This is a genomic window from Subtercola boreus (genome assembly GCF_003399645.1).
Taxonomy (GTDB): Bacteria; Actinomycetota; Actinomycetes; order Actinomycetales; family Microbacteriaceae; genus Subtercola; species Subtercola boreus_A.
Genome location: NZ_NBXD01000019.1, coordinates 89,409 through 108,171 on the forward strand (window position 1 = coordinate 89,409; position 18,763 = coordinate 108,171).

20 protein-coding genes, 1 tRNA gene and 1 pseudogene are annotated in these 18,763 nt (G+C 68.7%); 11 read left to right on the forward strand and 11 right to left on the reverse strand.

The window, feature by feature from the left end; all coding sequences use genetic code 11:
* The first annotated feature begins 129 nt into the window (after positions 1–129).
* The gene (locus tag B7R24_RS09815) at positions 130–504 is read left to right on the forward strand and encodes a DUF4333 domain-containing protein (protein WP_116418789.1); all 375 of its coding nucleotides are present in this window, start codon (positions 130–132) and stop codon (positions 502–504) included.
* A 37-nt stretch (positions 505–541) separates the two neighbouring features.
* Here the strand turns inward: B7R24_RS09815 and B7R24_RS09820 are convergent, their stop codons facing one another.
* The 3 genes from B7R24_RS09820 to B7R24_RS09830 all read right to left on the reverse strand — a co-directional run bounded on the left by B7R24_RS09820 (position 542) and on the right by B7R24_RS09830 (position 3,967).
* The gene (locus B7R24_RS09820; RefSeq protein ID WP_116418790.1) at positions 542–1,354 is read right to left on the reverse strand and encodes an LmeA family phospholipid-binding protein; all 813 of its coding nucleotides are present in this window, start codon (positions 1,352–1,354) and stop codon (positions 542–544) included.
* 8 nt (positions 1,355–1,362) lie between these two features.
* Complete coding sequence (argS, locus tag B7R24_RS09825) at positions 1,363–3,024, reverse strand: arginine--tRNA ligase (protein WP_116418871.1); 1,662 nt, start codon at positions 3,022–3,024, stop codon at positions 1,363–1,365.
* A 148-nt stretch (positions 3,025–3,172) separates the two neighbouring features.
* Entirely contained in the window at positions 3,173–3,967 is a 795-nt protein-coding gene (locus B7R24_RS09830) for a transglutaminase-like domain-containing protein (RefSeq protein WP_116418791.1), read from the reverse strand.
* A 64-nt stretch (positions 3,968–4,031) separates the two neighbouring features.
* Here B7R24_RS09830 and B7R24_RS09835 point away from each other — a divergent pair.
* Together B7R24_RS09835 and B7R24_RS09840 are read left to right on the forward strand one after the other, a co-directional pair.
* Positions 4,032–4,106, forward strand: a tRNA-Arg gene (locus B7R24_RS09835).
* A 242-nt stretch (positions 4,107–4,348) separates the two neighbouring features.
* Entirely contained in the window at positions 4,349–4,546 is a 198-nt protein-coding gene (locus B7R24_RS09840; protein WP_116418792.1) for a hypothetical protein, read from the forward strand.
* Here B7R24_RS09840 and B7R24_RS09845 read toward each other — a convergent pair.
* The gene (locus B7R24_RS09845) at positions 4,536–5,312 is read right to left on the reverse strand and encodes a gamma-glutamyl-gamma-aminobutyrate hydrolase family protein (protein ID WP_116418793.1); all 777 of its coding nucleotides are present in this window, start codon (positions 5,310–5,312) and stop codon (positions 4,536–4,538) included. The genes B7R24_RS09840 and B7R24_RS09845 overlap by 11 nt on opposite strands.
* A gap of 120 nt (positions 5,313–5,432) precedes the next feature.
* Between B7R24_RS09845 and B7R24_RS09850 the strand changes: the two genes are divergently transcribed.
* The 5 genes and pseudogenes from B7R24_RS09850 to B7R24_RS09870 all read left to right on the forward strand — a co-directional run bounded on the left by B7R24_RS09850 (position 5,433) and on the right by B7R24_RS09870 (position 10,231).
* Entirely contained in the window at positions 5,433–6,326 is an 894-nt protein-coding gene (locus B7R24_RS09850) for an arginase family protein (RefSeq protein ID WP_172582783.1), read from the forward strand.
* Between the two features lie 117 nt (positions 6,327–6,443).
* A complete protein-coding gene (locus tag B7R24_RS09855) occupies positions 6,444–7,292 on the forward strand; it encodes a crotonase/enoyl-CoA hydratase family protein (RefSeq protein WP_116418795.1) in 849 nt (282 codons plus the stop codon).
* Positions 7,293–7,392: 100 nt separating this feature from the next.
* Positions 7,393–8,928 (forward strand): dihydrolipoyl dehydrogenase family protein, encoded by a 1,536-nt coding sequence (locus tag B7R24_RS09860; protein ID WP_116418796.1) that lies wholly within the window; start codon positions 7,393–7,395, stop codon positions 8,926–8,928.
* 9 nt (positions 8,929–8,937) lie between these two features.
* Complete coding sequence (locus tag B7R24_RS09865) at positions 8,938–9,324, forward strand: Fe-S oxidoreductase (RefSeq protein ID WP_116418797.1); 387 nt, start codon at positions 8,938–8,940, stop codon at positions 9,322–9,324.
* 77 nt (positions 9,325–9,401) lie between these two features.
* Positions 9,402–10,231 (forward strand): annotated as a pseudogene (locus tag B7R24_RS09870) (SDR family NAD(P)-dependent oxidoreductase).
* On the opposite strand, the gene B7R24_RS09875 reads toward B7R24_RS09870, so the two are convergent.
* On the reverse strand, positions 10,143–10,622 hold the full coding sequence (locus tag B7R24_RS09875) for an SIP domain-containing protein (protein ID WP_116418798.1): 480 nt from the start codon (positions 10,620–10,622) through the stop codon (positions 10,143–10,145). The pseudogene B7R24_RS09870 and the gene B7R24_RS09875 sit on opposite strands and share 89 nt — an antisense overlap.
* A 17-nt stretch (positions 10,623–10,639) precedes the next feature.
* A complete protein-coding gene (locus tag B7R24_RS09880) occupies positions 10,640–12,088 on the reverse strand; it encodes an amidase (protein ID WP_116418872.1) in 1,449 nt (482 codons plus the stop codon).
* A gap of 47 nt (positions 12,089–12,135) precedes the next feature.
* On the opposite strand from B7R24_RS09880, the gene B7R24_RS09885 reads away from it, so the two are divergent.
* Positions 12,136–12,687, forward strand: a complete 552-nt coding sequence (locus B7R24_RS09885) for a DinB family protein (protein ID WP_116418799.1) — start codon at positions 12,136–12,138, stop codon at positions 12,685–12,687.
* Positions 12,688–12,707: 20 nt separating this feature from the next.
* On the opposite strand, the gene B7R24_RS09890 is transcribed toward B7R24_RS09885, so the two are convergent.
* Genes B7R24_RS09890 through B7R24_RS09910 form a run of 5 tightly spaced genes read right to left on the reverse strand, consistent with a single transcriptional unit; the run spans position 12,708 to position 16,080 of the window.
* Positions 12,708–13,286, reverse strand: a complete 579-nt coding sequence (locus B7R24_RS09890; RefSeq protein WP_116418800.1) for a GNAT family N-acetyltransferase — start codon at positions 13,284–13,286, stop codon at positions 12,708–12,710.
* Between the two features lie 10 nt (positions 13,287–13,296).
* Positions 13,297–13,962, reverse strand: coding sequence for a uracil-DNA glycosylase (locus tag B7R24_RS09895; protein ID WP_116418801.1), 666 nt, complete (start codon positions 13,960–13,962; stop codon positions 13,297–13,299).
* 38 nt (positions 13,963–14,000) lie between these two features.
* Positions 14,001–14,726: a Type 1 glutamine amidotransferase-like domain-containing protein gene (locus B7R24_RS09900; RefSeq protein WP_116418873.1), complete on the reverse strand. Its 726-nt coding sequence runs from the start codon at positions 14,724–14,726 to the stop codon at positions 14,001–14,003.
* Positions 14,723–15,235 (reverse strand): phosphoribosyltransferase, encoded by a 513-nt coding sequence (locus B7R24_RS09905; protein ID WP_116418802.1) that lies wholly within the window; start codon positions 15,233–15,235, stop codon positions 14,723–14,725. The genes B7R24_RS09900 and B7R24_RS09905 overlap by 4 nt, the downstream gene beginning before the upstream one ends.
* A gap of 50 nt (positions 15,236–15,285) precedes the next feature.
* Positions 15,286–16,080 carry an SDR family oxidoreductase gene (locus B7R24_RS09910; protein ID WP_116418803.1) on the reverse strand — a complete coding sequence of 265 codons (795 nt, stop codon included), beginning with the start codon at positions 16,078–16,080 and terminating at the stop codon, positions 15,286–15,288.
* A 127-nt stretch (positions 16,081–16,207) separates the two neighbouring features.
* On the opposite strand from B7R24_RS09910, the gene B7R24_RS09915 reads away from it, so the two are divergent.
* On the forward strand, positions 16,208–17,530 hold the full coding sequence (locus B7R24_RS09915) for a bifunctional o-acetylhomoserine/o-acetylserine sulfhydrylase (protein ID WP_116418804.1): 1,323 nt from the start codon (positions 16,208–16,210) through the stop codon (positions 17,528–17,530).
* On the forward strand, positions 17,530–18,735 hold the full coding sequence (gene metX, locus B7R24_RS09920) for a homoserine O-acetyltransferase MetX (RefSeq protein WP_116418805.1): 1,206 nt from the start codon (positions 17,530–17,532) through the stop codon (positions 18,733–18,735). Before B7R24_RS09915 ends, metX begins: the two co-directional genes overlap by 1 nt.
* The last annotated feature ends 28 nt before the right edge of the window (positions 18,736–18,763 follow it).

The following is an 18,763-nucleotide window of genomic DNA, read 5'->3' on the forward strand; positions in this document are numbered from 1 at the left end:
GTCGGTCAGAACGGCTGTGCCTGACTCGCAGGGCGACAACGAAGGGATGCTCCGAAATTCTATCGGAAGCGGACCGGAGATGACGGATGGCGTATCGCACGAAAGCGAGGTTTGCTCTAGACTGAGGGAATGTCGACAAACTTCTCGCACTCCGGTCGCCCCCTGGGCGCACGGTCCCTCCTGGCGGCCGTGCTGGCGGCGATACTGCTAGGCGGCACCCTCGCCGGGTGCTCGTTCCAGATCGGTGGCCCGCCCACCATCTCAGCCGAGAAGTTCGCGTCGCAGGTCGCCGACGCGGTCGTCGACCAACTGAAGGTTCCGAGGCCCATCGTCACCTGCGGCACCGCCGACATCGAGGTGGTCGAGGGCAAGGTGGTGCATTGCGATTTCAGCGCGACCGACGACCCCACGACGGTCTACGACTCGCAGACGACCATCAGCCAGGTGCAGGGCACCGACTTCCACATCGAGACGCAGATCGACGACACGCCGAAGGGCGGGTAGAGGCCAGCCGTCGAGGCACCGGTCCCCGCCGCCGGCGCTAACCGCAGGTGCCGGTGGTCTTCAGGGCGTCGGCGGTGAGCAGAAGGTCGGTCGCGTCGGCGGTCACGACGACCTGGCCGGCGGTGGGGCTGATCGAGGTGAGCTGCACCCGCTCGGGCAGGTACTTGGCCACGCAGATCGAGATCGGGTCGGCGACCACGGCCTTGAGGGCTCCCCCGACGTCGATCGAGGCCGACCCCGCTGAGAGCTTCGCTCCGCTCGGGGCGAGCTGCACGTCCGGCCCGTTCGGTGTCGCCACAGCCGTCGCGTCGTACCCGAACGTCAGCCCGAGAATCTGGAACGAGCCCGAGTAGCCGATCGTTCCATCGCCGAGCACGATCTCGTCAGACCCCGGAATGGTGACGAACGCATTCACCGCCGCCTGAGAGAGCGTCATCGTGACGGATGCCCGGGGTACCGGTTTCGACTGGTCGGTGGGCACATCGTGGGCGACCACGGTCGCAGCCACCGGCACACCCTTCACCTCGAAGTTCTGGGTCGTGACGGTGACCTCATCGAACGTGCCGGCGGCGTACTGCGCCAGGAACGAACCGCCGCCGATCTTCACCGACACGTCGCCGGTCACATCGGGCGGGAGGTTGTCGACGATCGCCGAGCGCACGCGGCCTTCGGCGAACGATCGCAGTCCGAATTCGGCCACGACGACCACCACCCCTATGAGTAGAGCAACCGCCGCGACGATCGCGACGACTTTCGTACGTGTGGAGACGCCGCGGCGGGGCGTCATCTGACCTGCGACACCGCGGGCATGCGAACGGGGAGGCGGCGGCGAGTCGACGGACGGGGTCACGGCGGCCGCTACATCCGGTCGGGCGCCGAGACGCCAAGCAGGGCCAGGCCGTTGCGGATGACCTGACCCGTGGCATCGTTCAGCCACAGGCGGGTGCGGTGCAGGTCGGTGACCGCCTCGTCGCCGAGCGGCAGCACCCGGCAGCTCGCGTACCACCGGTGGTAGTGCCCGGCGACCTCTTCGAGATAGCGGGCGACGCGGTGCGGCTCTCGCAGCTCCGCCGACTGCGCGACGACGCGCGGCAGCTCCTGCAGCGATCCGAGCAGTTCGGTCTCGGTCTCGTGCGTCAGAAGTGACGGCTCGAAGGCACTGCGATCGACCCCGGCCGCCTCGGCGTTCTTCGCCACGGAGCGTGTGCGCGAGTGCGCGTACTGCACGTAGAACACCGGGTTGTCGTTCGTGCGCTCGCGCAACTTCTCGCCGTCGAGCGAGAGGGGTGAGTCGGCCGGATACCGGGCGAGCGAGTACCGCAGAGCATCCGCCCCCACCCAGTTGAGCAGGTCGTCGAGTTCGACGATGTTGCCGGCGCGCTTGGAGAGCTTGGCGCCGTTGAGATTCACGAGCTGGCCGATGAGCACCGTGATGTTGACGTCGGGATCGTCGCCGGCAGCCGCCGCGAGCGCCTTCAGTCGACCGACGTAGCCGTGGTGGTCGGCGCCCAGCAGGTAGATCTTCTCGGTGAATCCGCGGTCCTTCTTGTTGAGGTAGTAGGCCGCGTCGGCCGCGAAGTAGGTCGTGACGCCGTTGCCGCGGGTGAGCACACGGTCTTTGTCGTCGCCGAAGTCGGTGGTGCGCACCCACACCGCGTCGTCCTTCTCGAACACGTGGCCCTGTTCGGCGAGCCGCACGGCCGCGTCGTCGATGAGGCTCCTGCCCGTCTCGGGGTCGGCCACATGAAGGCTGCGCTCGGAGAAGTACACATCGAAGTGCACGTTGAAGTTCTCGAGCGACGTCTTGATCTCGTCGAGCTGCTGCAGGTAGCCCAGGTCGCGTGCCAGGGCGATCGCGTCATCGTGCGGGAGTGTGAGCAGGTCGGGTGCCTTCTCGAGCACGTGAGCGGCGAGCGCCTGCACGTACTCCCCCGGATAGCCGTTCTCAGGAGTCGGCTCACCCTTGGCGGCTGCGAGGATCGAGGCCCCGAAGTTGTCCATCTGGTTGCCGGCATCGTTGATGTAGTACTCGGTCGTGACCTCGGCTCCGGATGCCGTCAGCACGCGAGCGATCGCGTCACCGAGAGCGGCCCAGCGCGTGTGGCCGAGGTGCAACGGCCCGGTGGGATTGGCCGAGACGAACTCCATGTTGACGCTGAGCCCGTCGAGCACCGTCGTGTGACCGTACCTGTCGCCCTGGTTCAGGATGCTGCGCACGATCTCTCCCGCCGCGGCGGTGTCGAGGGTGATGTTGATGAAACCCGGGCCCGCGACGTCGACCGATGCGACGCCGTCGATGGCCTCGATGCCGGGGAGGAGTTCGGCGGCGAACGCGCGTGGGTTCGTTCCGAGCCGCTTCGCGAGCTTCATGGCGATGTTCGAGGTCCAGTCGCCGTGGTCGCGGTTGCGCGGGCGCTCCAGCAGAACGTCACCCAGAGTGATGCTCACGTCGTCGCCGCGCAGGCGAAGCCGATCGCCCACGATGTCGAACAGGGCGCTGGAGAGGTCTTCGGGAGTCACGGGCACCAAGTCTACCGCGAGCCCCTCGGCCCTCCCGCGGCGCACAGGGCGGCCCCCGTTTTGCGCAAAAGCACCCAAGCCAGCGGCTTTGGGTGCTTTTGCGCAAAACGCGCGGAGCGGGCGCGGGGGGCGTGCGGGGGGGGGGGCGTCAGTGCAGCTGCACGAGTTCGCGGGTGTCATCGAGTGGCAGGGCATCCGCCGTCGCCGTCACCTCGAGCTCGCGCAGCGTCAGCCAGCCGCCGTGGTTGGTGAGAAAGGCGGTGTCGGCGGCATCTCTGCCCGTCGCGATGCGCACGAGGCTCTGCCGCGGGGCGAGCGCCGTCGCGTCGATGATGAACCATTCGCCGTCGACGAAGGCCTCGGCCACTGCGTGGAAGTCCATCGGGCTGAGGCCGGGCGCATAGACCGACACGAGCCGCGCCGGGATGTCGAGTCCGCGCAGCAGCGTGATGACGAGGTGGGCATAGTCCCGGCACACCCCCCGGCGGCTGAGCAGGGTCTGGATGGCACCGTCGGTCGGCAGGCTCGACCCCGGAACGTAGTTGAGCTTCTCACCCACCCACGAACTCACGCTGTCGAGCAGCATCCGCCCCGACAGCCCCCGGAACTCGGAGCGCGCGGTCGGCAGCAGGGTGTCGGACTCGCAGTAACGGCTCGGTCGCAGGTACGTGATCAGGTCGTTCTTCGTGACCGGTGCCTGCGCAGCACTGCCGTCGACCTCGGCCCAGTAGTTCAGCGTGAGGCGGCCCGCCTCGGCGTCGAATTCGTGCAGCCGGGTACCGTGCACATCGAGAATGTCGACGGGGGTGATCGGATGCCCGTTGTACAGGTACTCGACCCGTTCGGAGGCGAGGCTCACGTTCGCCGCCGCGGCGACCGAGAACACGAGGTTCGCGGGAGCGTCGATGTCGCAGACGATGTGGGCGCTGACCGTTCGCTTCATGCGTCGATCCTCCCACGGAACACAGGGCACTCCTCGCCGGTGGTAGCCTAGACACCGCACTCCTGGCCCCATAGCTCAGGGGATAGAGCACTGCCCTCCGGAGGCAGGGGCCGCAGTTCGAATCTGCGTGGGGCCACCAGCGGCGCGGGGGCACCCCGATCACACGCGACACGCCGGTGTTGGCGGGTATTCCCGGGGCAGAGTCCCCTAAAGTGGGGACTGTAGAACCACTCGTAGTACGCACCACTCGTAGTACGCACCACTCGTAGTACGCACCACTCGTAGTACGCACCACTCGTAGTACGCACCACAGACCCAGCGCCGGGCCAGCCTGTTCTCGCCGCGGGGTCGTTCCGAACCCCGACCAGCTAGGAGAACGACATGGCGCTCATCGTCTTCATCATCGTCTGTGCAGTGGTTCTGTGGGTGGCGGTGTCATTGCCCCTCGCGGTCATCATCGGCCGCATATCGCACCGGGCCGACCTGGGTTCGGCACCGCGGATGCCCGGCGTGGTCGGCTACCGCAGCACCGGCAGCTTCGCCAGCTCGACGGGCAGCGTCGGCAGCATCACGCGCTGAGGCGTGTCGCGCCCAGCTGTTCGCTCGTGCGAGCGGCAGCGGCGCGTTCGCCGAGCCCGTCCAGCAGCAGCCCAAGCTGTTCACTCGGCGCACCCGGGTCTTCCGGATGGAACTGCACTCCCGTGATCGGCGCCGAGACGTGCTCGACAGCCTCCGGCGAGCCATCCGGTGCCACCCCGACGACGACGAGACCGTCGCCCAGCAGGGCGATGGACTGGTGGTGTGCGCTCTGCACTCGCAGGAGAGACGACCCGAGGCTCGCGGCCAGAGCACTGTTGCTGTGCAGCACCACAGCGTGCCCCGCCATCGCCCGCGACACGGGGCCGTGCAGGTTCTTGTGGATGGTGTTCTCGCCGATGTCCTGCTGCAGGGTGCCGCCGAGGGCGACGTTGATGACCTGGTGCCCGCGGCAGATGCCGAGCAGCGGAGTCGAGCGCAGCAGAGCCCGACGCACCAGCGCGAGCTGCCCCTCGTCGGCGGCTTCGTAGTGCCTGCCCTGGCCGGGGTACCGGGTGGCGCCGTCGTAGAACTTCGGTGCGATGTCTTCACCGCCCATGATGACCACCGCCTCGGCCGTATCGGTGAGGGCAAGCAGTTCGGCGGTGCCGACATCCGCGGCGCCGATGCGGGTGACCGTCCAGCCCCGTGACTCGGCTTCGGCGACGACGCGCGAATTGAGCATGTCGACGTAGGAGTGATAGGCGGTGTCGTACGGACGCGTGCGCGTCACCTCGACCACAGCGAGCCGTCGGGTCTTGCTGATCATCCGTTCGCCTTCCGTGTGTTCGAACCTGTCATCTGCCACCTTCAGTCAAGACTACGAAGGCCGAGAGTGACAGCCGACGCGTAACGGGGCGAAACACGCGGGCCGTGCCACACTGGGATCGTGCCAGCAACGTTTCTGATCGTGCCCGAATGGCAGGGTTCCGGGTCGTCCCGGGCCATGCAGCTGATCGATGGCGCCGAGGCCATCGCCGGTGATCTTCCGAAGGCCCTGACCCGCCGCGTGAGCGTGCCGCTGGGCGCCGGCGAGAGCCTGGGCAGCGGGGTGCAGCGCATGAGCGCGGTGCGCAGCATCCGTGACGCCGTCGAGGTGGCGATCGCGGCGGTGACGGCTCCGGATGCCCAGCTCCAGGATGACGCGGGCACCGTTGTGACGATCGGCGGTGACTGCGGGGTCGAGCTGGCCCCGCTTGCCGCCGCGATGCGTCGCACCGAGCAGGCCGGCGGGCGGCTCGCCGTGCTCTGGTTCGACGCGCACGCCGACCTGCAGGCCCCGGACGACGCGAACCCGCAGCCCTTCTCGGGCCAGGTTCTGCGAACACTGCTCGGCGAAGGGTCGGAGCTGCTCGTTCCGGAGTTCGACCAGACTCTCGACGCGACCCGTGTCGTGTTGGCCGGAGTGCGCTCGGTCGAGACGTTCGAAGAGGAGTACATCGCCGAGAAGGGCATCGCGCTGGTACCGGTCGACGAGCTGGGCGACGGGTCGACGCCAGCCGGGGTCGCGCTCGTCAGCGCGCTGGAAGCCACCGGCGCGACGGCGGTGTACATCCACGTCGACCTCGATGTGCTCGACCCTGCGGTGATCGCGGCGATCAGTTTTCCCGAGCCGTTCGGGCTGAGCCTGCCCGTGCTGGTGGAGAACATCACGGCCGTCAGACGGCGCTTCGCGCTGGCCGGAGCCGGCATCACGCAGTTCGCGCCGGCGAGCCCCGACGCGGCATCCGACGACCTGGCTGTCGTGCTCCGCGTCATCTCGGCACTGACGCGCACACTTTGACCCGCGCGCGCTGACCCGCTGGCCCACCGCTGTCCCTGCCCTGTCGGCCCACCCCACCCGACGGGCCGGTCGCGGATGCCTGAATGGCGGTGCGCCGGTGGCGGCTAGCATCGCAGGATGACTACGCGCATCATCGTCGAACGCCGGGGCCACCTTCTGCTGATGGGGCTGAACCGCCCCGAGAAGCGGAATGCCGCCGACTTCGTCATGCTGCAGGAGCTCGCCGCGGCCTACGGCGAGCTGGACAGCGACCCCGAACTGCGGGCGGGGCTGGTCTACGGAGTGGGCGACCACTTCACGGCAGGACTCGACCTGGCCGACATCGGGCCCCGGATCGGCGCGGCGGGCAGCGGCGCAGTGGCGGGAGTCAGCGGGGCGGGCAGCGCAGGCACGGGCGGCGACACGACCGGCGCCCTCGACTTCGTACCCGAGGGGGGCATCAACCCGTGGCAGGTCGAGGGGCGGAGCCTTCGCAAACCTGTCGTCATCGCGGTGCAGGGCAGCTGCTTCACGCTCGGCATCGAGCTGATCCTGGCGAGCGATATCGCGGTGGCTGCGGAGTCGACCCGATTCGGCCAGCTCGAGGTGAGCCGCGGCATCCTGCCCTTCGGCGGGGCGACGCTGCGGTTTCCCCGCGCCGTCGGCTGGGGCGACGCGATGCGCTGGATGCTCACGGGCGACCTGTTCGACGCCAGCGAAGCGCACCGCATCGGTCTCGTGCAGGAGGTCGCCGCAGACGGGTCGCAGTTCGACCGCGCCCTCCAGATCGCTGAACGGGTCGCAGCCCAGGCCCCTCTCGCCGTGCAGGCGACGCTTGCGAACGCCCGCCTCGCCGTGCGCGAGGGGGATGCTGCGGCCGAAGCGGCACTGCAGCCCACCCTTGTCGCCCTCGCCGGCAGTGAAGATGCAGGCATCGGCATGGAAGCGTTTCTCAGCCGGAAGCCCGCCCTCTTCGTCGGACGCTGAGAGCGCACGCTCGGCCCCCCGACCACTCGGGCGGAGCTAGTCTGAACGAAGAAGCACCAGCCGGCCGCGAACCGATTGCGGCCTGTCGAGAGGATCACCGATGACGCCCACCGATTCCGCCAGCACAGATTCTGCCGGCACAGATTCCGGCACCGAAACGACAGGCCCCGGCACCGGCACCACCGCCACCACCTTCGACGTCATCGTCATCGGCGCCGGCGCCGTGGGCGAGAACGTCGCCGACCGCGCTGCCCAGGGCGGACTCAGCACCGCAATCGTCGAGGCCGAGCTGGTCGGCGGCGAGTGCTCGTACTGGGCCTGCATGCCCTCGAAGGCGCTGCTGAGGAGCGGTTCCGTGCTGCGCCAGGCCCAGGCGGTGGGCGGCGCCCGCGAGGCGGTGACAGGCGAGCTCGACGTGCAGGCCGTGCTGAACCGTCGCAACACGACGGTCAACGACTTCAAGGACGACAGCCAGGCCGAGTGGGTGGCCGGTGCCGGCATCACCCTGGTGCGCGGTCACGCCCGCTTCACCGGCACGAAGTCCCTCTCGGTGACGGATGCCCGGGGCACGGTCACGCACCTCACCGCAAAGCACGCCATCGTGGTCTCGACCGGGTCAGCCGCACTGCTGCCCGACATTCCGGGGCTGGCGGATTCGGCCCCCTGGACGAGCCGCGAAGCGACCTCGGCCCAGAGCATCCCCGCGCGGCTCGCCGTCCTGGGCGGCGGGGTCGTGGGCGCGGAGATGGCGACCGCCTACTCCTCGCTCGGATCGACGGTGACCGTGCTCTCCCGCAGCGAACTGCTCGGCAACCAGGAGCCGTTCGCCGGCGAGCTGGTGCACGAAGCCCTGGTCGGCCTCGGCGCCGATGTGAGAGTCGGTGTCTCGGCCACGAGCGTGAGCCGCAACGGCAGCGGCGGCGAGGTCACACTGACCCTCGACGACGGCAGCACGCTCGTGGTCGACGAACTGCTGGTGGCCATCGGCCGGGTACCCAACACCGGCGACCTCGGGCTCGACACGATCGGGCTCGAGCCGAACAGCTGGCTCGACGTCGACGACACCCTGCTCGTGGTCGATGCCGACGAAAAGCCGCTCGAGGGCGAGTGGCTGTACGCGACCGGCGACGTCAACCACCGCGCCCTCCTCACCCACCAGGGCAAGTACCAGGCCCGCGCAGCCGGTGACGTGATTGTGGCACGTGCCCTCGGTAAGCCCCTGTCGACCGCGCCCTGGGGCGCCCACGTCGCCACGGCCGACCATGAGGCCGTTCCCCAGGTCACCTTCACCGACCCCGAGGTCGCGTCGGTCGGTCTCACGAAGGCGGCGGCCGAGAAGGCCGGCTATACAGTCAAGGCCGTCGACTACGACATGGCGAACGTGGCCGGCGCGAGCGTCAGTTCTGATACCTACAAGGGCATGGCCCGCATGGTGGTCGATGAGAAACGCCAGGTGCTGCTGGGCGCCACCTTCGTGGGACCGGATGTCGCCGAACTGCTGCACTCCGCCACGATCGCGGTGGTGGGCGAGGTTCCGCTGAACCGGTTGTGGCACGCCGTGCCGTCCTACCCGACGGTCAGCGAGGTCTGGCTGCGATTGCTCGAGACCTACGGTCGCGACGCCTCGAGCCACTGAGTCAACGCCATGGTCCTTCGCATTCTCGCCGCGATTCTGAAGCCCCTCCTTCTCGCGCCGCCGGTGGTGCGGGCGGGGTATCTGTATGCAACGCTCGTCGGCCTCGTGTGGGGGGCCGCTCTCAGCACCGGCCGCATCCGACGTGTCGAAGGGCTGTTCGTCTGCCGGGGCGTGCCCACCTGGGCCTTCTCCCGCGGAGGCAGCTGCATCGGCGGCGTGTACCTCACCGACACGAACGACGCGCCGACGGTGTTGGAGCACGAAGCCATCCACCGCCGGCAGTGGATGACGTACGGGCTCACCTTTCCGCTCGTCTACGCTCTGGCCGGAACCGATCCGCTGAAGAACCGCTTCGAGATCGAGGCGGGCCTGACGAAGGGCGGGTACCTCCGATGACCGACGCTCGAGAACCCGACGGTCGAGACTCCGACGCCCGAGAACCCCGCGCCGAAGATCCCGTCGACAGCACCGCGATGGCCGGCAAGACCGTCGTCGTCACGGGCGCGAGCTCAGGAGTCGGCCGTTCGGCGGCAACCACTCTCGCCGCCATGGGCGCGCGTGTCGCGGTCGTCGGCGCAACCCCGAGCGCACTCGGGCCGTCGCCGAACGAATCGGCGGCTCAGCATTCATCGCCGACTTCGATGTGCTGGGCGACGTGAGACGACTCGCGGATGATCTGCTCACCCGGTACGAACGCATCGATGTGCTGGCGAACAACGCCGGCGGGCTCGTCAAGAGGCGCGCACTCACCGTCGACGGCTACGAGCGCACCATCCAGTCGAACCACCTGGCCCCCTTTCTGCTCACCACGCTTCTGCTCACCCGGCTGCGGGAGAACGCCGCAGCCGCACCGGTGCGCATTATCGCGACGGCGTCGGCAGCGAATCTCTTCGGGCGCATCCGGCCCGACGACCTCGACTCACGAAATCGTGCCTTCTTCGGCGGCTGGCCCGCCTATTGCTCGGCCAAGCTCGCGAACATCGTGTTCACGCGGGAGCTCGCGCGGCAGACCGCCGGCAGTGGAATCGAGGCGTTCGCCTTCCATCCGGGCTTCGTGGCAAGCTCCTTCGCGGCCGACACCGCCCTCATGAAGGCCGCGAGCGTGCTCGGCAACGGGCACCTGGGGTCGAGCCCCGAGGCGGGCGCTGCACCGCTGGTGCATCTCGCATCGGTCGACGACGTGGGTTCGCCGAGCGGAACCTACTTCGACGGCTTCAGGCCGAACGGCCGGGAGTCGAAGCAGGCTGCCGACCAGCGTCTTGCTGCACAGCTGTGGTCGGCTTCGACCCGAGCTGTGCGATGAGCTCCTGGCGCAACTCGTAGACGCGGGTGCCCGCGCCGTCGATCCACACGGTGAGCTCTCCCCCGTCGAAGTCGGGGTCACCGGTCGTCATCTCGCTGACCCAGGCGCGCACGGCCCGCTCCAGCGCTTGACCGTGTGCGCATCGGCGCGAGGTACCGGGGTTGCCGCTGCGGCTTTCACGCGTCAGCCATGCGACGCTGACGAGTTCGGGAGTCTCGACAGAGACGATGTCGTCTGCCGACCCGACCTCGACGAACACCTGGCCCCGGGCCGTGTCGGGCAGGGCCGCGACAACGCCCAGCAGGGAATCGAGTGAAGCCTCATCGGCTGCCAGCAGGATGCGGCCGGTCACCTCGGGCAGTGTCACCGGGCCGTTCGTCAATACGCTCATTTGTCATAAGCATAGGCTTACCTAACCTCGCTTTCAAGCGACCAGACGGGTGGGTGCAGAAGTTCCCAGCGAAGTCTCCGTTCGAGCTGCCGCCCGATCGACAGCAGCGTCGCCTCACCCCCGGGCCGACCGATCAGCTGCACCCCGATCGGCAGGTGCGAGCGCGTCTCGCCGACCGGCAGGGTGATCGCCGGCAGCCCGCTGACGTTCACGAACGAGGTGAACGGCGAATACAGAACCTGCTGGGCGAAGTTCTTCTCCCCGTCATCGGGGTCGTACCAGCCGATGGGCCGAGGGGGCAGGGCGAGCGTCGGCGTGACGATGGCGTCGAACGTCGAGAACTGGCGGATGATCGACCGCTCGAACCCCGACAGGGTGGCCAGTGCCGACCCGAGTTCGGCCGCTCCGAGCGCACGGCCCCGGTGCATCAGCCAGCGCGTGAGCGGTTCGAGCAGGTTCTCGTTCGAGGCATCTGCCGGCAGCAGTGCCGCCCCGGCCTGCCAGATGCTGCGGAAGGCCGGCGGGTACTCCGGGGCCGGCTCGAGCGAGACCGGCTCGATTCCGTGGCCGAGCGTCGCGAGGAGGTCGACGGTCTGGTCGAAGGTCTCCTGCACCTCCGGGTCGATCACTATCTCGTAGGCCAGGTCCCACGGCGAGTCGGTCATCACCCCGAGCTGGAATCGTCCCTCGCCGCGCACCGCAGCCCCCAGGAACGGGCCCTCGGTGTTCTCCGGGGCCCGCAGAGAGTACGGCTGGCGGGGCGGCGCCCCGGTCGGACTGATGAGTCCGTCGAGCAGCAGCGCGGCATCCGTCACCGACCGCGCCAGCGGGCCCGTGACCGGCAGTCCGGCGAGCGAACCGATGCCCGAGCCCGAGGGCACCCGGCCGCGCGAGGGCTTGAGGCCGACGAGCCCGGTCGCCGCTGCAGGGATGCGGATCGACCCTCCTCCGTCGGAGCCCGGAGCGAACGGCAGCATGCCGGAGGCGACGGCGACCGCGGCCCCACCGCTGGAGCCGCCGGGCCCCAGCGCCACGTCGTAGGGGTTGCGGGTCGGTGGGCCCACGAGGCTCTCGGTGTAGCTCGCCAGACCGAACTCGGGCGTAGCGGTCTTGCCGAGGCTCACTCCCCCGGCGGCGTCGAGGTCGGTGGCAGCGTCATCGGAGATCTCGGGCAGGAAGCCCTCGAACAGTCGGCTGCCGAAGGTGGTGCGCACGCCCTGTCGCCGCACCAGGTCCTTGTCGGCGAACGGCAGACCCCAGAGCGTCGTCGTGCGGGGCACCTGTCGCTCGACGAACCTCGCCCGCTCGCGCGCCCGGTCTGCCGTCACCTCGAAGAACGCACCCAGCTCGGGGTCGAGCCTCTCGATGCGGGCGAGATAGTGCTCGGTCAGCTCGAGAACGCCCACCTCGCCCTTCTGGAGGAGACGCCACTGGTCGAGGGCGCTGAGATCGTGCAGCTCTGGCATGCTCACGAGCCTAGAACCTCGCACCCCGGTCGCCCTACGCTGAGGGGATGACCAGCGAACCGACTCCCGTGCACGCCACCGGAACGAGCACCGGCACCCTGGCGCCGGTGACACGACCGGAGGCACCGGAACACGGCGGGGAGCGCGAGAGCATCGAGGGTATTCTCGACTGGCAGCGGGCATCCGTCGTCTACAAGGCCACAGGTCTCAGCGATGCGGATGCGGCGACCGCCCTCCTGCCGTCGATCACCACGGTCTCGGGGCTGATCAGGCACCTGGCCGACGTGGAGCGCAGCTGGCTGCGCGACGTGATGGCCGGCGAGCCCGACGTGCCGGCGCGCTGGAGCGATGACGACCCCGACGGCGAGTGGCATGTGACAGCGGCGGACTCGCTCGCCGGGATCGTCGCCGACTACGAGGCCGCCTGCTCCGAGTCGCGGGCGGTGGCCGCCCGGTTCGCACTCGACGACCTGTGCGCCGGCCGCGACCACCGCTTCTCGCTGCGCTGGATACAGCTGCACCTCATCGAGGAGACAGCGAGGCATCTCGGGCACCTCGACGTTCTGCGTGAACTGCTCGACGGGGCCACCGGGGAGTAGACCGGCAGCCGGGCGCCGCGCTATTTCAGGTGCTTCTGCAGCAGCACGGTGCCGAGCCAGCGGTTGAACTTGAAGCCGACCCGGCCGAGACGCCCGACCTCCGTGAAGCCGGCGTTCTCGTGGAGGCGGATGGATCCCTCGGCACCCTTGTCGACGATGACGGCCAGAACCTCGCGGATCTTCGCCGCCTTCGCCCGCGCCAGCAGCTCCTTGAGCAGGGCCTTGCCGAGGCCCTTTCCGGTGGCCGCGGGGCCGAGGTAGATGGAGTCTTCGACGGTGCGGCGGTAGCCCGCCTTATGCTTCCACGGTGACACGTAGGCGAAGCCGATGAGCTGGTCGCTGCCCGAGATCGCGACCAGGAACGGCATTTCGAGCTTGGTGAGCCAGCCGAACTTGACCTTCCACTCCTTCAGCGTCATCGCGTCTTCGTCGAGCGTCACGACGGTATTGGCCACGTAATGGTTGTAGATCTCGCGCACGTAGGGCATGTCGGCGGCGGTCGCGTCGCGGATCGTGTAAGTGAAGGTCGGCTCAGGCGGCGTCTTCGGCCGCAGGCGCACCGGGAGCTGACGACGCGGCTGGTATTCCTCTTCGAGCATGCCCCACAGCTTAATCGTCGGGGTCGACCGGCACAGCCCAGTCGACGGGCGCGGCGCCCGCGGCGAGCAGGGCCGCGTTCGCCCGGCTGAACGGTTTCGAGCCGAAGAAGCCGCGCCGTGCGGAGAGGGGGCTGGGATGCGCTGACTCGATCACCGTCACCCCGGCCAGCAGCGGGCTGAGCTTCGCAGCATCCTTCCCCCACAGAATCGCGACCAGCGGGGTGCCGCGGGCGATCAGGGTGCGGATGGCCAGCTCGGTCACCGCCTCCCAACCCCGGCCGCGGTGCGATCCGGCGTCACCGGGTGCGACAGTGAGCACCCTGTTCAGCAGCATGACCCCGTGCTCGCTCCAGCCGGTGAGGTCGCCGTGCGGGGCTTGGTCGAGACCGAGGTCGTCGGCGAGCTCCCGGTAGATGTTCGACAGGCTGCGGGGCAGCGGCCGAACGTGCCGTTCGACCGCGAAGGAGAGGCCGATCGGATGCCCGGGGGTCGGGTACGGATCCTGCCCCACGATGAGCACCCGAACCTCGGCCAACGGGTAGCGAAAGGCGCGCAGCACGTTCTCGGGCGCGGGCAGGTAGCCACGGCCCTCCGCCACCTCGGCCGCGAGGAAGAGTTCGAGCGTGTCGATGACACCCGCCACCGGCTGAAGCGCCTCGGCCCAGCCGGCATCCATTCGCCGGTCGAGCCCGCCCAGAGACGGCACTTCGTCGCTCAGCTCTCGCCCATCGTCGCGACGCGCACACTGCCGTCGTCGTCGGTGACCGTCCACACGCTGCCCCGGCCGACGACCCGCAGGGGCCCGTCACCGACGATCAGCGCAGTGTGCTCGTCGATCGCGATTCCGCCATCGGTGAGGCCGGCCTCCGTCGCGGCGATGAGCCGGGCGAGCGTGCCCCACTGGGCCGCGTGCACGTCGACCACGAGGTCGATCAGCCCGAGACCCTCGCCGAGCGAGACCTCCTCGAGTTCCTCCGACGCGTCTTCGGGGCAGACGGGTACGTCGCCGATCTTCCAGCCGCCGAGCAGTGCGCGGTCGGCGGCGATCGCCGCACCCGCCGAGAAGCCGAGGTAGGGGACCCCCGCGGCGACCTGGCGGCGGATCTCGCCGAACGACCCCGAAATGCTGTCGCGGTAGGCCGGGGTGAGTCCGCCCCAGACGAGGATGCCGTCGACCTCGGCGAGCAGGGCCGAATCGATGGCGACACCCTCCGCCACCACAATCGGCACCGGCTGGAGCTCGGTGAGGAGCGCGAGAGAGGCGGTGAGTTCGGCGTACTTCTCGGCGCCGTCGCCGTCTCGCACGAGAATCAGCGCGACTCGGGGCCCATCGAGACGGCCGGCCTGCAACGCACGCTCAGCGGCCTCGGAGAGGAACTCGCGGTAGACGGCACCGTCGTCGAGGATCGGCCAGCCACCGCCTGTGAGATGGATGCTCACACGGTGACCGGAGGGTGAGCCGACCACGGGAAGACGATCCAGCGGTCGGTCTTCTTCCAGTAGAAATCGGGCTCGATCACGGAGCGCGGCTTGGCGTACAGCGTCGCGGTCTTCACGATCACGCCGACGCGCTCGAGCAGCCCGACCACGAGCGCCAGCGTACGGCCCGAGTCTGCGACGTCGTCGACGAGCAGGATGTTCTTGCCGATGAGGGCGGTGTTGTCCATCATCGGGGGCAGGATGATCGGCTCAGGCAGTGTCGTCTCGACATCGGTGTAGAACTCCACGTTGAGACTGCCGCAGCTCTTCGTGCCCGTGGCATAGGCCAGCGCACCGGCGGGAAGCAGCCCGCCACGAGCGATCGCGACCACGAAATCGGGCACGAAACCGCTCTCGAGCACACTGGTCGCAAGCACCCGTGAGGCCTCACCGAACTCGAGCCAGCCCAGGACCTCCCGCTCGGGTGGTGCCTCGGTGTCGGGTGCTGTCGGGGATGTGCTCTCGGCCATCCACCAAAGGTAGCGGCAATCCCCTCTCCGGGGCGACACCGTAAAGGGTGCTAGTGCTTCACTTCGAGCGGTCCGCGGTGCACTTTGTAGACGGCCGACTGCGCAACCGGCTTGATGATCACCAGATCGAGGCTGATGTGCGGGGCCAGCTCGACCATGGTGACGATCGACGAGGCGACGTCGTCGGCCGTGAGCGGGTGGGGAACGTTCGCGTACACCGCAGCGGCCTTCTCCTCATCGCCCCCGAAACGGTTCGTCGAGAACTCGTCGGTCTTGACCATCCCGGGCGCGATCTCGAGCACGCGGATCGGCTCCCCGCTCAGCTCGAGCCTCAGCACCTCCGACAGGGAGGTGACCGCGAACTTCGAGGCGTTGTACCCACCGCCCCCGGCGTAGGCGAAATGCCCCGCCGTCGAGGAGACGGTGAGGATGTCGGCCACACCCTCGCCGGTCGGCACGCCCGCCATCGATTCGCGAAGCAGCGGCAGGAGGGCGGTGATGACCCTCTTGACCGCGATGACGTTGACCTCGAACATCCATTCCCAGTCCGAGATGGGGCTGGCCTCGACGGAGTCCATGCCGAGCGCACCGCCGGCGTTGTTGACGAGGGTGCTCACACCGCCGGTGGCACGCAGGTGCTCGGCCAGGGCATCCACGTCGTCCTGCTTCAGCAGGTCGGCGACGAAATAGGTGGCACCGGTCTCTTCGGCGAGCGCCTTCAGGCGGTCTTCCCGGCGGGCGACACCCACGACGTTCCAGCCGTGCGAGCGCAGCAGGCGCACAGTGGCCGCCCCGATGCCCGAACTTGCCCCGGTGACGACAGCGCGACGTTTCTGGATGCCCACGATGGTGCCTCTCTTCTGTAGGCTCACAACGCTAGCCGACCTCAGCGTTACCCCGTGTTGCGGCGGCTGTTGACCGGCCCGGGGGCCCTGCCTACTGTTGGCCCTACCGACCCGAAGGAGTCACGCCATGACCGACAACGCCGACTGGCAGTTCGAGACCAAACAGATCCACTCCGGGGCCGCTCCCGACCCCGTGACCAACGCCCGGGCCACGCCCATCTACCAGACCACGTCGTACGTCTTCAACGACGCCGACCACGCGAAGAACCTGTTCGCGCTGGCCGAATTCGGCAACATCTACACGCGCATCCAGAACCCGACGCAGAACGTCGTCGAAGAGCGCGTCGCCGCTCTGGAAGGGGGAACAGCAGCGCTGCTGGTCGCCTCGGGCCAGGCGGCAGAGACCTTCGCCGTACTGAACATCGCGCAGGCGGGCGACCACATCGTGTCGAGCGCCTCGATCTACGGCGGAACCTACAACCTCTTCAAGTACACCCTCGCGAAGCTCGGCATCGAGACGACGTTCGTCGAGAACCAGGACGACTCCGACGAGTGGCAGCGCGCGGTTCGCCCGAACACGAAGCTGTTCTTCGCCGAGACGATCGGCAATCCGAAGATCAACATCCTCGACATCCGCCTCGTCGCAGACGTCGCCCATGACAACGGTGTGCCGCTGATCGTCGACAACACCATCGCGACGCCGTACCTCATCCGCCCCTTCGAGCACGGGGCCGACATCATCGTGCACTCGGCGACCAAGTTCCTTGGCGGGCACGGCACGGTCATCGGCGGCGTCATCGTCGACGGCGGCGTGTTCGCCTGGTCGGAGAACTCGGCGAAGTTCCCGGGCCTGACCACGCCCGACGAGTCGTACCACGGCGTCACGTACACCGAGGCGCTCGGCGACGGCATCGCCTACATCATCAAGGCCCGCGTGCAGCTGCTGCGCGACCTCGGCTCCTCCATCGCACCGGCGAGCGCCTGGCAGCTCATCCAGGGCATCGAGACGCTCTCCCTGCGCATCGAGCGCCACGTGCAGAACGCCCAGGAGGTCGCCGAGTGGCTCGACAACCACGACGATGTCGCCACGGTCTACTACGCCGGCCTGCCGTCGAGCCCCTGGTACGAGGCCGCGAACCGCTACGCCCCCAAGGGCGTCGGCGCGGTGCTCTCGTTCGAGCTGAAGGGCGGCGTCGACGCCGGCCGTGCGCTGGTGAACTCGCTGACGCTGTTCTCGCACCTGGCCAACATCGGCGATGTGCGTTCGCTGGTCATCCACCCGGCCTCGACAACGCACTCGCAGCTCACCCCTGAGCAGCAGCTGACCTCGGGGGTCACCCCCGGCCTGGTGCGGCTCTCGGTGGGGCTGGAGAACATCGACGACATCAAGGCCGACCTCGCCACGGGTCTGGCCGCCGCCCGGGAGGTCGCCCGCGCGAACGCCCTCTGATGGACTGGCAGATCTCCGAAGACACGGTTCCCAGCGACTTCATCACCGACGCTCAGATCCGCTCGATTCTCGGCAAGCCGCCGGCGACGGGTGCCTGGCGCGACGGCGACCCCGTCGGCCGGCGCCAGTTCGCCCACATCGGCGACGTCACGTTCGAGGGTGGCGGCACGGTTCCGGATGCCCGCATAGCGTTCGAGACGTTCGGTACGCTCAATCCGGCTGCCGACAACGCGATTCTCGTGGCACATGCCCTGACGGGTGACAGCCACCTCGCGGGAGACGCCGAGCCGGGGCATCCGACAGCCGGCTGGTGGGGCGGCATCGTGGGCCCCGGGCTCGCGCTCGACACGGACCGGTACTTCGTGGTGGCGCAGAACATGCTCGGTAGCTGCCAGGGATCGACCGGGCCGGCGTCGCTCGCGCCCGACGGCGAGGAATGGGGTTCGAGGTTTCCCTACACGAGCATCCGCGACCACGTCAGGGCGCAGGAGAAGGTGATGCAGCAGCTCGGAATCCGGTGCTGGGCGGCCGTCGTCGGCGGGTCGATGGGCGGCATGCAGGTGCTCGAGTGGGGGGCCATCTTCCCGGACAGGGTCGAGAAGCTCGCGATGATCGCAGCTCCCCCGGTCTCGAGCGCCGACCAGATCGCCCTCAACTCGGTGCAGATCGAAGCGATCAGGGCCGACCCGCTCTTCGCTCACGGCGGCTACTACAACAGGGGCGACGGCGAGGGGCCCCACTCGGGCCTGGCCCTCGCGCGGCGCATGGCCCTTCTGAACTACCGCAGCCCCACCGAACTCAACGACCGGTTCGAGCGCAGTTGGCAGAGCGGCATCAGTCCGCTCGGGCAGAACGGGCGCTTCGCCGTGGAGTCGTACCTCGACTTCCACGGCAACAAGTTCACGCGGCGTTTCGACGCGAACGCCTACATCACCCTCGTCGAGGCGATGAACTCGCACGACGTCGGTCGCGGGCGCGGCGGTGTTCTCGAGGCCCTGCGCACCGTTACGGCGACCTCGCTCGTCATCGGCATCGACAGCGACCGGCTCTTCCCGGTCGAAGACCAGCAGGTGATCGCCCGGCACATTCCGGCGAACATCGACGGCGACGAGGCGAAAGTCATCTCCTCCCGGTTCGGCCACGACGGGTTTCTCATCGAAGACGATCTCGTCAGCGCTGAACTGCGGCGCCTCCTCGCCTACTGATACCCCCCTTTCTGGGCAGACCCCGTAG